General features: G+C 62.9%; 14 protein-coding genes and 2 pseudogenes. 3 read left to right on the plus strand and 13 right to left on the minus strand.

Annotated features, from left to right (window positions below):
- Positions 1–198: 198 nt before the first annotated feature.
- The 12 genes and pseudogenes from AU465_RS03705 to AU465_RS03755 form a co-directional block, all read right to left on the minus strand.
- On the minus strand, positions 199–654 hold the full coding sequence (locus tag AU465_RS03705; protein ID WP_192244142.1) for a CopG family transcriptional regulator: 456 nt from the start codon (positions 652–654) through the stop codon (positions 199–201).
- A 5-nt stretch (positions 655–659) separates the two neighbouring features.
- Positions 660–2,645, minus strand: a complete 1,986-nt coding sequence (locus AU465_RS03710) for a conjugal transfer protein TraG (protein WP_192244144.1) — start codon at positions 2,643–2,645, stop codon at positions 660–662.
- 25 nt (positions 2,646–2,670) lie between these two features.
- Positions 2,671–4,410: a relaxase/mobilization nuclease domain-containing protein gene (locus AU465_RS03715; protein ID WP_192244146.1), complete on the minus strand. Its 1,740-nt coding sequence runs from the start codon at positions 4,408–4,410 to the stop codon at positions 2,671–2,673.
- A 243-nt stretch (positions 4,411–4,653) separates the two neighbouring features.
- The gene (locus AU465_RS03720; RefSeq protein ID WP_246505840.1) at positions 4,654–5,382 is read right to left on the minus strand and encodes a lytic transglycosylase domain-containing protein; all 729 of its coding nucleotides are present in this window, start codon (positions 5,380–5,382) and stop codon (positions 4,654–4,656) included.
- A 48-nt stretch (positions 5,383–5,430) separates the two neighbouring features.
- On the minus strand, positions 5,431–5,766 hold the full coding sequence (locus AU465_RS03725) for a DUF736 domain-containing protein (protein WP_192244150.1): 336 nt from the start codon (positions 5,764–5,766) through the stop codon (positions 5,431–5,433).
- Positions 5,767–5,835: 69 nt separating this feature from the next.
- Positions 5,836–6,381 (minus strand): S26 family signal peptidase, encoded by a 546-nt coding sequence (locus tag AU465_RS03730; RefSeq protein WP_192244152.1) that lies wholly within the window; start codon positions 6,379–6,381, stop codon positions 5,836–5,838.
- Positions 6,378–6,896 carry a DUF2840 domain-containing protein gene (locus tag AU465_RS03735; RefSeq protein ID WP_192244155.1) on the minus strand — a complete coding sequence of 173 codons (519 nt, stop codon included), beginning with the start codon at positions 6,894–6,896 and terminating at the stop codon, positions 6,378–6,380. Before AU465_RS03735 ends, AU465_RS03730 begins: the two co-directional genes overlap by 4 nt.
- Positions 6,897–6,998: 102 nt before the next feature.
- Positions 6,999–7,312, minus strand: a pseudogene (locus AU465_RS03740) (helix-turn-helix transcriptional regulator).
- 128 nt (positions 7,313–7,440) lie between these two features.
- The gene (locus AU465_RS03745) at positions 7,441–7,932 is read right to left on the minus strand and encodes a DUF2285 domain-containing protein (RefSeq protein WP_246505841.1); all 492 of its coding nucleotides are present in this window, start codon (positions 7,930–7,932) and stop codon (positions 7,441–7,443) included.
- Positions 7,883–8,206, minus strand: coding sequence for a transcriptional regulator domain-containing protein (locus AU465_RS36140; protein ID WP_246505842.1), 324 nt, complete (start codon positions 8,204–8,206; stop codon positions 7,883–7,885). Before AU465_RS36140 ends, AU465_RS03745 begins: the two co-directional genes overlap by 50 nt.
- Before the next feature lie 121 nt (positions 8,207–8,327).
- A complete protein-coding gene (locus AU465_RS03750; protein WP_192244159.1) occupies positions 8,328–8,588 on the minus strand; it encodes a DNA -binding domain-containing protein in 261 nt (86 codons plus the stop codon).
- Positions 8,589–8,756: 168 nt separating this feature from the next.
- Positions 8,757–9,083 carry a DUF736 domain-containing protein gene (locus tag AU465_RS03755; RefSeq protein ID WP_192244161.1) on the minus strand — a complete coding sequence of 109 codons (327 nt, stop codon included), beginning with the start codon at positions 9,081–9,083 and terminating at the stop codon, positions 8,757–8,759.
- Between the two features lie 556 nt (positions 9,084–9,639).
- Here AU465_RS03755 and AU465_RS03760 point away from each other — a divergent pair.
- The 3 genes and pseudogenes from AU465_RS03760 (at position 9,640) to AU465_RS03770 (ending at position 11,155) form a co-directional block, all read left to right on the plus strand.
- A complete protein-coding gene (locus tag AU465_RS03760; protein ID WP_246505843.1) occupies positions 9,640–9,774 on the plus strand; it encodes a type IV toxin-antitoxin system AbiEi family antitoxin domain-containing protein in 135 nt (44 codons plus the stop codon).
- Positions 9,761–9,991, plus strand: a pseudogene (locus tag AU465_RS03765) (nucleotidyl transferase AbiEii/AbiGii toxin family protein); the annotation flags it as partial. The gene AU465_RS03760 and the pseudogene AU465_RS03765, both read left to right, overlap by 14 nt.
- 198 nt (positions 9,992–10,189) lie before the next feature.
- A complete protein-coding gene (locus AU465_RS03770; protein ID WP_022716889.1) occupies positions 10,190–11,155 on the plus strand; it encodes a GNAT family N-acetyltransferase in 966 nt (321 codons plus the stop codon).
- Here AU465_RS03770 and AU465_RS03775 read toward each other — a convergent pair.
- Positions 11,085–12,230: an IS630 family transposase gene (locus AU465_RS03775; RefSeq protein WP_246505844.1), complete on the minus strand. Its 1,146-nt coding sequence runs from the start codon at positions 12,228–12,230 to the stop codon at positions 11,085–11,087. The two genes, AU465_RS03770 and AU465_RS03775, sit on opposite strands and share 71 nt — an antisense overlap.
- Positions 12,231–12,348 lie beyond the last annotated feature (118 nt).

Consider the following 12,348-nt stretch of genomic DNA (forward strand, 5'->3'; position numbering starts at 1 on the left):
CGGTCGTGTCCAGTTTGAAAACTCTCGAAAGCGTTTTGTGCGTCTGCGCGGCTGTGCCGGACCGCCGAGCTTGCGCGTCGTCCTCGGCCGACACTCCCCGCCGGTTAGGCACCCACTGGCGGGCGAACGGCAGGCGGAAGATGTCTAGCACCAGGGAGCTCGCCATCAGGCCGATGAGCAGCTGGCGCGAACAAGTGCCTACATTCCGGCTGGGGACGGCATTCCCTTGTCGTCAACTGGATCGATATCCTCCGATATCTCCTGCCGCAGTTTCGGTCCCTTGGCCAAACGCCTGCCCAAGGCCGCGACGAAGGCCTCATAGCGTTCAGCCGCCTTGGCGCGAGCCGCCTGGGCCGCAGGTTCCGGCAAGGCTGGTGTGGTCGCGAGCCAGAACCGCACGAACACCGCCAAAGTCTCGACCGTGATGCCGATATCGCGCTCCTGCCGGGCGAGGCGGCGATCAACCTGATCGAGGCGTTTGGCGATAGCAGCCTCGCGACGTTCGTCGGCATCCGGCGACAGGAACGAGGCGATCGCGGCCTCTGCGATCATGGATTGGGATTGTTCCCGCCGCGCTGCAAAGTCCGCAAGCATCTTCATGATGGTCGGATCGAGATAGACGGAGATCTGCACTTTCTTCTTGCGATCGGCCATGGCGGCTACAACCCCATGCCATCATTGGGATCGAGAGAAACCTGCCGGGCGACCCTCTGCATGAGCCGCGCCATGCGTCGATTGCGGACTGCATCATCATCAGCCTCGTCGGCCGCGTCGAATTCGAACTCATTCTCGATTGGAGCCGTTTTCTCGAGCGGCCGCACGCGGTTCAGTTCGGGTTGTTGGCGTTGCTCCGACTCGGTTGGATCTCCATCGTCCTGCCTAGACGTGCCGGGAGTTTCGGCGATCTCAGTGCGAACCAGCGAGGACAGGTGGCTCCAATCGTCAGGATGGGTCTGTTCGGATCGGCTCAGTTCGGGTGGCGGCAGGACGCGATCGCGCAAGCGGGCATCTTCGTAGTAGCGTGCCTTCTTCGCCCTGATCGGCGGTGCCCCCGCCACCATGACGATCTCGTCGGTCGGCGGAAGCTGCATGATCTCGCCAGGCGTCAGCAACTGGCGGGCGGTCTCTTGCCGCGACACCATCAAATGTCCGAGCCAGGGCGAAAGCCGGTGGCCAGCATAGTTCTTCATCGCCCGCATCTCGGTTGCAGTGCCGAGCGCGTCAGACACACGTTTGGCGGTCCTTTCATCATTCGTGGCGAAGCTCACCCGCACATGACAATTGTCGAGGATGGAGTTGTTCGGGCCGTAGGCCTTCTCGATCTGGTTAAGCGACTGCGCGATCAGGAAGCTCTTCAGCCCATAGCCGGCCATGAACGCCAATGCAGTCTCGAAGAAGTCGAGGCGGCCGAGCGCAGGAAACTCGTCGAGCATGAGCAGAAGCCGATGCCGATGAGTCTTGGCCTGAAGGTCCTCGGTCAGGCGACGCCCAATCTGGTTGAGGATAAGGCGAATGAGCGGCTTGGTCCGATTGATGTCCGAGGGCGGCACGACCAGGTAGAGCGTCGCTGGTTGCTTGACGCCCACGATGTCGCTGATCCGCCAATCGCAGCGCCTCGTCACCTCGGCCACGACGGGGTCGCGATAGAGGCCGAGGAAGGACATCGCGGTGGAGAGCACGCCCGATCGTTCGTTGTCGGATTTGTTGAGCAGTTCACGCGCCGCACTGGCGATGACGGGGTGCGGGCCTACCTCGCCGAGATGGGCGGTCTTCATCATTGCTGCCAGCGTGGACTCGATCGGTCGTTTCGGATCGGAGAGGAAGGCGGCGACGCCGGCGAGTGTCTTGTCTGTCTCGGCATAGAGGACGTGAAGGATCGCGCCGACCAGCAGCGCGTGGCTGGTTTTTTCCCAGTGATTGCGCTTCTCGAGGCTTCCTTCCGGATCGACCAGAATGTCGGCGATGTTCTGCACGTCGCGGACTTCCCATTCGCCGCGACGGACTTCCAGCAAGGGATTGTAGGCGGACGATTTCGAATTCGTGGGATCAAAGAGCAGGACACGTCCGTGCAGAGCACGGAACCCGGCGGTGATTTGCCAATTTTCGCCTTTGATATCGTGGACAATCGCCGAGCCCGGCCAGGTCAGTAACGAAGGCACCACCAGGCCGACGCCCTTGCCGGACCGGGTCGGGGCGAAGCACAGCACATGCTCCGGCCCATCGTGGCGAAGGTAGTGGCGCTCATAGCGCCCGAGCACCACCCCGTCGGCGCCGAGCAGGCCGGCAGCCTCGACCTCCTCCTTGTCGGCCCATCGCGCCGAACCATAGGTGTAGACGTTCTTGACCTCACGGGCCCGCCAAACCGACATGCCGATTGCAACGATCATCGAAAGGAAGCCCCCGGACACGGCGATCAGTCCGCCTTCCACGAAGACAGCCGGCGCGTAGGCATCGTAGAAGTACCACCACCAGAAAAGCGCGGGAGGATAGTAGACGGGCAAGCCGCCGACTTCGAACCAGGTCGGTCCGAGTTGGGCCTGGAAGCCAAGCCGCCATGCGGTCCATTGCGTCGCCGTCCAGGTCGTCAACAGGACGATCAGGAAGACAGTGAGGATCTGGCCCCAGAGGATTTTCGTGGCGGACATGGAGATGGTCCTTTCTTTAAAACTGTCAGAGACCGAGCCCGCGTTTGCGAGCAAAGCTCCAGTCGACGCCGCCGTCACCACGAGCGACGCCGGAGACGTACTGGCCGAGATGCTTTTCGAGGGAGGGCATCCAGGGAACCAGCTGGAAGCCAAGGCCGTCGTCGATCATGGCGAAACGACCGGACGCTAGCGACAAGCGCTGGCGATAGGCGCCGGCGACGTAGTCGCCGCTGGCGGCACGGTTGAAGGGCCGTCCGCTGTCGGCCGCGAGCTTGTCGCCAATCATCTCCAGTTCGCGGCGGCGCAGCGTATCGATCAGGTTGGCGGTGAAGACGATCCTGTTGCCTTGCCGCTCTGCGAGCCTTTGATTGAGCAGATGTTCAGCCCGGCGGTTTAAGGCATCACGGACTTCGGCGCCGAAGCCACCCTCGGCCAGTGCGGCAGGCTCGCCAGCGATTGCCTGGCGGTCGAGCCAGGTCGCACCCGGTGCCGCAACCTGTTCATCCACGCCGAGATCGGATCGAACCGCAAGCGTGACCTGACGTTGGCCGCGCTCATCATCGAATCTGCGCAGTTCGACGATCGATCCCGGCGGGCCGTCGCCGGCGTTATCCAGAGCGGAAAGTCTGATGTGATGGGTACGTCCGTCAATGCCGTCGACAACCGCGTAGGCCGTTCCGCTTAGCTCGTCGTCGAGCCCGCGATCGACCAGCCGGCCGACAATGGGTGTGTCGAGACTTTCGGCGGCCAACACATAACTGGCCGAACCCCGCTCGATGCCTCGCTCGGTCAATGCGCGATGCATGCGCTTTATGATGTCGCCGCGCTCGCCCAGCTCGCGCAACGTCGCTTCGGCCTGGTCGTCGAGGACCCATTGGCCCGGGCCGACCTGGTCGGCGAGACCCAGCGCTTCAAGCTTTCGCAGACGACCGATCTTGAGCGCATGATATTCGTCGGGATGGCTATGAGGGCGTGGGGCTAAATCGATGACGCCGGTGTCGCGGCTGTCGCGAAGTAACTGGCGATCGAGCTGGGTCCAGCGTTCGGACTGGATCTGGCTTTCGAGCGAGCGGCGGATGTCGAGATCTGTGCGCGGACCCAGTTCCTGCGTGATCAGGTCGCGAGCCCGGTCGCGCATTCCTTCCTTGATGTAGTCGCGCGAGATGACCAGGTCCTGGCCGTCGTTGCGCACGCCGCGCACGATCAGATGAACGTGCGGATGCTCGGTGTTCCAGTGATCGGCCGCGACCCAGTCGAGCCGCGTGCCGAGGTCCTTTTCCATCCGCCCAACCAGATCGCGTGTAAAGGATTTGAGGTCCGCCATCTCGAGGGCGTCGTCGGGAGAGACGATGAAACGGAAATGGTGCCGATCATCCTTGGCGCGCGCCGCGAAGGCCGCGCCGTCAGCGTCCCCCGTCTGCGGCCCGAATAACCCTGCCTTCTCTCCGTCCCGGGTCACGCCCTCCCGGCGCAGATAATTGAGATGCGTGGCGAATGAGGCAGCGCTCGCGGTACGACGGACAACGCGAGCCTTTAGGACCGCACCGCGCGATCGCGAGGTGATAAGGCGATTGGCCTGGATGCTAGCGCGCTGACCGTGACCAAACCGGGAGCGGTTGCCGGAAACGACTTTTCCCGAGCGCGAGACGCCACCGCCAGCTTTTTTCGCCGCCGCCAGCGCCTGCGCGATGAAGGGCCGCGCCTGCTGGGCGCGGGTCGAGCGGATGCGGCCGGGCCGAATGCGAAACTCGCGCTCATCGGCCATGGCATTGTCCCGCAATGTGGCCAGGAGCGCCCAAACATAAGGGTTTGGGCCATTGGCGCACATTGTGCCAAGGGGCAACAATGTGCGGAGCGATCCCGAAAGCCAGACAAACGCTACCGCTCGACCGAGGCACAATGTGCGCCCTTTTATCTTGCCATCCCTCGGTCGTGGCGCCTGTACCTGTCCGCTCCGCTCGCCAGGGCTCGCCGCAGTACGAAATGATGCAAAGGGTGCCCATACGCCTCATCGCGTGGACCTCGCACTCGCTTTGGGCACGAACAGGCCAGTTGACGGCGATGCTACGTTAGGCGGTTCGTCCTTTGTCACGGACATTGAGGTGTCACCGGGTGAACGCCCCGGTCGCATCAAATGGCCGGCCGGATTGCCGTTCGGCCGCGCGGCAAAGATCTCCGAGTGCCTCCAGCCAAACGGCGAGAAAGTTGCCCGGCTGATGGCTTTCGTTGTGCCGTCGTTGCCAATGGCCGACGCAACGGTGGCTATATAGGCTCGTGTCTCTGCAGGCAGCCGCCGCCCTTGCAACGATGCCTCGTAGCGTCCGGGGCCAGCATTATAGGCGGCAATCCAGCCGGGCGATCCGAAGCGATCAACCAACTCGCGGATATAGGCTGAGCCCGCGATGATATTGTCGTGCGGGTCGTAGGGATCGGCGCCGAGTCGGTACCGAACGCGCAGGTCGGACCAGGTGTTGGGTACGATCTGCATCAGCCCCATGGCGCCCTTGCGCGATGTGGCGCGTTGGTCGCCTGCACTCTCGGTGCTAAGGACGGCGCGAATCCAGGTCGGCGGAAGGCGGAAGCGCTTCGCCGCTTCCGCGATGTGAGCCTCGTAACGATTGGGCGCCGACGGCATGACGGCAGGCGGGCTGTGCGCCGGCGCAGCGGCGGGAACCACGCAAGTGATGCAAAGCGCGCCAAACAGAATGAGAGCCGAGCGCCAGATCGCGCGAGGCAACGCGTAAGTTCCCGCTTGGCTCGTCGGCCGATGGCGCGCCGACATCGCTTAGTCCTTCTCGGCGCGGTCGCGCTGACGAGACCATTGCAAAGACCAGGACTTCTTGTCGTCGCCGTTCTGAAACAGATAAGCGCGGATTGGCTGCGCGAAAGTCGGGTCGTCTAGCTGCAGCGATACGAACTCGCCGGCCTTCTCGCTGGAGTGTTTCCAACCGGCGCCAATTTCGATGCCATCTTCGCCACCAGCATGCACACGATAGTCGGGCGCATTGTCTGCATCACTCGCTTCTGCTGCGACAATTGCGACCTCAAGGTTGAGGCTGAGCGTGCGAATTCGCCCCGAATACCCGGTCTGGTGGCGGATGAATTCTCCGATCTGTGGCATGTGCTTTCTCCTGTCTTTGATGTGCCCGGTGACGATTGGACGGCACAAAGGGTGCCGCCGGTGGCGCGCTCACGGCGCTGAAGCGCGCCATTGGAAGCGGCCGTCGCCCTGCTCGTCGGTCCACAGCGGGACCGCGCGGCCAATTACGTGATCGGTGGAGACGAGGCCGAAGTAGCGGCCATCGAGGCTGTCGCGGACCTGGCGGTTCATGAGGAAAACGGCACCGACCGGGATGCGTAGACAGCCCTGCCAGCTCGGCAGGCCGCGGCCGGCGCGATCGTGTTCAAGCGCAACGCCCACGTCACTGCCATCGACCGAAATCGTGAACTTGTTCCGGCAAACGGTGTGACCGGAGACTGCGAGGATATGCTTCATGAGCAGCACGCCCTTCGGCAGGTAACCGCGGTCAGCCAAGAACGTTTTAAGCGTATCAGGCGGCTGGACGGCGACGAGGTCATCGGCTCCAAACGTGCCCCTGGCATCGATCCGATAGAGACCGATCGGTGCGCTGGCCGATGCGTTCCAGATGAACTTCGGCGGGACACGCTTGAGAACCGGGCAGAGCGCTCCCATGGTCGCCAGTGCCGTCACGAGGACAATCGGCGGCCGCATCATGGCTGGACCCGCCGACGCAGGAGGTAGGCCCGGTGGAGATCCAGCGTATAGGTACGAGGCTCCTGCCCAACCGTCATTCGGTTGTGGACGTGCCGCCAGTGATCGGGCGAGACGGCTCCCGGAGCGATGCCGAGTTGCTCGATGCCATCGATCGTCTGCAGCACGCGCTCGACCTTGGACCAGCCTTGAGCCGTGAGCAGAATGTCACCGCCGGGCCGCACGAACGGCAGTGTCTGATGGGCTTCGCCCTCGGCGACCGCGCGCACGATATCGACGCGGCAGATGATCGTGTCGTAGTCGTTCGCTGCCCATCGGACGAAGGCGAAGACGTCACCGGGACGAAACGAGACGATGCGCCGACGCTGATCGAGTACCTTCTCCCGAGCGACCGAACCGAAGCGGATCCAGTACTCGATCTTTTTCTCGACCCAGGTCAGCTCGACATCAGTTAAGCCTTCGCCGGCAATAGCGCCTGGCGCCGATCGGCCTGAACGGAAATCAACGACAGTGCCCATTGGCCTGTCTCCTGGTCTTGCGGAAAGCAACCGCGATGCGTGATTGATGATTGGCGCCGGTATGTTGGATCCGCGGCGCTCTTTGCACAGATTGAGCGCAGCTCAGCGCCCGTAGCGTCCGCTCGGCGTGAAAGCCGCCGGCGGATGGCGCTTGGCGGGAAGCACAGCGCCACGAGGGTCAGAAGTCGAAGTCACCGCGCCGCGCTGAGCCCAGGCCTCGAAGTCACCGCGCCGCGCTGAGCCCAGGCCTGGAGGTCGTCAACGGCATAGACGACGCGGCCGCCAAGTTTGCGGTAGGCGGGACCCGTGCCGTAAGTGCGGTGTTTTTCGAGCGTGCGAGAAGACAGACTGAGGAACTCGGCGGCTTCCTTGGTGCGCAGAAAGCGCGGCGGCAAAACGGCTGGATCAGGTCGCATCTTGTCGGGCCTCCGTGGAGCTCTGGTGAACCGCTGGCGCTTAGCGGCGGACGGCGATCACGGTGGCGGAAAGGCGGCTTCGTGGGGGATGGGGAAGATTGGGGGGCCTGATATTGCCACCCCGGGCGCTAGGCCCGCTTGCGGTGGCGCAAGAGTTGCAGATAACCGCCGGAAATCATGGCTCCGCCGCCCTTGACGAGACCAATCACGGTGTCGCGAAGGGAGGAGGTTTTCCACGGGTTGGAGGCAACACGTCCTGCCCCATAGAAAGCAGTCGCGATTTCACGGTAGCTGGCGCCGTTCTTGCGACCGTCGGCGGCCTGCATCATCAGGCGCAGGCGACGCCTCTGCTGAATCGTCATTCGTGTATCCGGCGGCACGGGTCGCCTGTGACAGGAGCGCCAGAACCGGACCAGAGCCTCGACCCGTCCGAGCGTTTGGGAATCGAGCGGGATCAAGGCCGTGAGCGAACGGCTCGCAGCGCTTCCGGGAAGGAGGAGAAGCTGTGTCGCGATCCCACTATCGCGGATGGCATGAAATCCCTGTGGGCTCTCGTGATGTTTGCCAAGCTCAACGGGCGCTGTGGAAGTTTCGCGTGACAGGAAATCTGGCGACGCCATGAGGGTCACCACCGCGGGGTTGGCAAGAGGTGACCACAGAACGTCTTGCGTCAATGCGGACAAATCGGGTCGGGCCGCGAAATCGCAACCCCCAGCGTTTCTGTGCTTCGGTTGGGTAGGGATCCCTCTCAGTTCCCTCACGCACAAGCGCCAGATAATGCCGCTGATAAGAGTCTGAGCGGCGCAGACATTCCCAGGCGAGGCCTTCGATTGGCAGGTCGTCGAAGAACTCGTAGCGGCTGTTGTCTCGCCAAAGCGACGTGTCGGGCTTCATCGGGCAGCTCCTCGCTAAAACTGCAAGTTGTGCACGAATCGATTCCCGGCTCTGGTGACTGGCGGAAGACCCTGAAGACGCATCGCGTGATGCTCTTTCAGCATCACCCTGGAAATATTCGCTAGGTGTCAGTTTGGCGCAGAAGGTGGCGGTAGCCAGTGCGCGTCATCCAGCGCGCCCGCGCCAAGTGGGTATCGTAGACATCTCGAGCGCGATGCGGCTCCTTTGCCGGGTCGATCCCGAAGAGAATTTTGACCACCTCACGCCAATCAGCACCGTCGGCATCGGCGTCGAACAAGCGCATGTAGAGCTTAGCGTGGCTGCGATCATAGTCTGTGAGTTCGTCCCCCGTGGGAGCGGTGTCGTCGAACGGTTCGATCATGATTTGCACTTCCTCAAGATGCGACCTTACAGATGTCGCCTCGCCGTTGGAGGAGTCTCAAAGAGCAGCACGCGATGCTGTGCTGACATCGCGCGGTGCGCCGTACCACTCCGATTGGTCACTTGAGGTTCCGCCCGGTTGGCCCGGGCGGAACCTATCGTTTGCCTCCTATTCCGCGTTGCGGCGGCTCGAGCGGGACCAGATCAGGCTGTAGCCCTCACCGTCTTCGTCGTCGAAGAGGTTTGCGAAGATCGGGGCGGTGAAGCTCGGATCGTCGAGCTTGAGGCCCAGATAGTTGCGGCCCTCATTGGACTGCTTGGCCCAGGCAGCGCCGATCTCTGCTCGGCCGACGAAGACCCGGTGGCTGGGAGCGTTTTCACCGCTGGCGCGGTTTTCGGGGACGATGCGGACGCCGCGGGCCTGGACGCTGAGCGTGACGATTTCGCCAGTGAACTCGTTGTTGCCGGACTTCTTGAAGGTGCCGATAGTAGCCATTGTAGTTCTCCTTGATCCTATCTGTCTCGAGCCCGCACCATTGCGGTCTCGATGGTGATCGACAGGCCGGAGGCGATCGCCGGCGCACCCTTGGGCCGAAGCGCCAGCGGAGGACGGCGCGGGACGACTTTGTTGCTTCGCGAGGAATGACGGCGCAGCCGTCAGGGGAAGAAAGTCGTGATGCGCCGTTGCGTCGAAGGCGATCGAGGCGAAGCCGTCCTTCGGCCAGATACACCCATCGATGAGACCGCTTGGGTGCGCTCGGTGTGATGGCCGGGATCAGATGAGTCGCGATGGCTACCCATTGCAGCCTCACCGCTGATCGGCAAGCGGGTACTCAGCCGATCGTGCCGCTCTTCCCTGCATCCAATTCCCTGAGTTCGCATCGCCGGGCCAGCCTGCGCCAAGCTGTGACAGGCTCCAACCTCATGATGAGGTATCCGGCAGCGGCTCCGCGCTTGCCGCCTCAGTCATCGTTCCAACGCACGCGTTCTAAGGCGTCTCTGCCATCGCGGGCTGCTCGTCGGGTGCCTGCTATTGTTTTGACGATGAGGTAGTGCGCTACGCTCGTGATTTATCCGCCATTAAGCGTATCGAGCTTGGTCGCGGCAAGCGTCAGATCGTCGTCGGCGGTCGGCTGGAAAGCAAATATCAGATCACCGTGCCGGAGACACTCGATGCCGGTGTCTGAGGCTTACCGGGCGCAAGTCACCCTCCTCGTTCGAGTTCTGCCACTCGTCGCTGAGGAGGCTGTATTCGCATTGAAGGGTGGTACCGCCATCAATCTCTTGGTCAGAGACCTTCCGCGCCTGTCGGTCGATATCGATCTGACCTATCTGCCGGTCGAGGACCGTGCGACTTCTCTCGCCAATATCGACGCTGCCATGCGACGGGTTGCTACTCGGATAGGGGAGAATGTGCCGCGTAGCCGCACCTAGTGGCAGAAGCCTGACGGATGGTACCAAACGCCAGAGGACCGATCCGGTGGCCGACATCTCCCATGCGATGTGACTATTCCTCTGGAGAAGAGTAGAATACAGCCCGACCGCAGCGCCCTTGGGCAGCGCATCGGGCGCTGCATACCTTAGCGAACCAGGGAGGGCGATATGGGAACGGCTGCACCGAGCGTAGCCATCCGCGCGCTGGCCGAGACCGATCTGCCGGAAGCCGAAAGAATTTTCCGGCTGGCCTTTGGCACCTTCTTGGGAGCACCCGAACCAGAGACGTTCTGGTCCGACCGCGACTACGTACGCGGCCGCTGGCAGGCGCCCTACGTCGCCGCCTTCGCCGCGGAGGTGGGCGGTGAACTGGTGGGCTCTAACTTCGCAACCCGCTGGGGCAGCGTCGGCTTCTTCGGACCGTTGACGATCCGCCCCGACCTTTGGGACCGGGGCATCGGCGCGCGGCTCGTCGAGGCCGTCACGGCGAGCTTCGATGAATGGGGCACGCGGCATGCAGGCCTGTTCACCTTCGCCCAGAGCGCCAAGCACGTGGGCCTGTACCAGAAGTACGGCTACTGGGCTCGTTTCCTCACGGCCATCATGTCGGCGCCGGTCCGTCACAACCAGACCGAGCCGGTGCGCTGGTCGCGGTATTCCGATCTGACAGAGGAGCAGAGAGTGGAATGCCTGAAGTCCTGCCGTGACCTGACCGGCGCCCTTTACGACGGGCTCGACCTGGGGGCGGAAATCCAGGCCGTAGAGGCGCAGGAGCTTGGGGAGACGGTCCTGCTCGGCGATATGGCGGGTGCGGGCTTGGACGGTTTCGCCGTGTGCCACCATGGGCCGCGCAGCGAAGCAGGCGACGGTGCTTGCTTCATCAAATTCGGGACCGTGCGTCCAGGATCGGCGGCTGGGGAGACCTTCGACAGCTTGCTGCATGCCTGCGAGGCGCTTGCCGTAGCGGAGGGGATGCCCAAGCTGCTGGCCGGGGTGAACATGGCCCGCCACGAGGCGTACCGGCACTTGGTCGGGCGTGGCTTTCGAACCGAAATCCAAGGGGTCACGATGCACAGGCCCAATGAGCCAGGTTACAGTCGCGCCGGCGTCTTCGTGCTCGACGACTGGCGCTAGGGATGGAATCTAACGCTTGGTGCCCACGCCTAACGGCAGCGATGATTTCATCCGGATCAGCCGTCCAGGTGAAAGGCTTGGGACGCGCATTGGTTTCAGCGACGTACCGGTTGATGGCCTCCTGAAGATCGACCACCGAACGGAAGACGCCGCGCTTGAGCCGCTGGCGGGTCAGCTTGGCGAAGAAGCCTTCAACGGCATTGAGCCACGAGCAGGATGTCGGGATAAAGTGGAAGGTGAAGCGCTTGTGGCGGTCGAGCCAGGCGCGGACCTTCGGGTGCTTGTGAGCCGCATAGTTGTCGAGGATGACGTGCACGGCTTTATCCACTGGCACCTGGGCTTCAATGGTGTTCAGGAAGCGGATGAACTCCTGATGCCGGTGACGCTGCATGTTGCGCCCAATGACGGTGCCATCGAGCACGTTCAGGGCGGCAAACAGCGTGGTGGTGCCATGGCGCTTGTAGTCGTGCGTCATGGTCCCGAGGCGGCCCTTCTTGAGCGGCAGTCCGGGTTGGGTGCGGTCGAGCGCCTGGATCTGGCTCTTCTCATCAACAGAGAGAACGATGGCATGAGCGGGTGGATCGACGTAGAGCCCGACCACGTCTCTGAGCTTCTCGCCAAACTTGGGATCGTTGGAGAGCTTGAACTGGCGATAGCGATGCGGCTGGAGACCATGGGCTCGCCAAATGCGCCGTACGGCACTGGCGCTGATGCCACTCTCCCTAGCCATCATGGCGGCGGTCCAGTGGGTTGCCTCGACCGGTGGGTCAGAAAGCGTCAGGTTGACTACCCGCTCGGCCATATCAGGGCCAAGCGGCTTGATCCGGGAGGGGCGAGTCTTGTCGCGCAGCAGGCCGTCGACACCTTCCTGCATGAAGCGCTCCTGCCAGCGCCAGACGCAGGTCTTAGAGGTGCCGGTCCGGCGCATGATCTCGGTGGTGCAGACGCCATCGGCGCTCAGCAGCACGATAACTGCCCGCCAGACGTGTTTCTGAGCCGTGTTCCGGTTGCTGGCGACAGCCTCAAGGCGCTGCCGGTCGGAGGGGGTAAGAGTGATGGAAATGCCAGTGCGCATGCCACAGCCTCGCATGCACGCTGGCCAAGCGGAATCCCAGATCGGACTCTTCGTCAGGCGCAGACCACTAGCAGGCTGTTGAAGAAGTCAGGCTCTTTCGCAAACGAAGCCTGAATCG

It is taken from the genome of Mesorhizobium silamurunense, assembly GCF_014843905.1.
GTDB lineage: Bacteria > Pseudomonadota > Alphaproteobacteria > Rhizobiales > Rhizobiaceae > Mesorhizobium > Mesorhizobium silamurunense.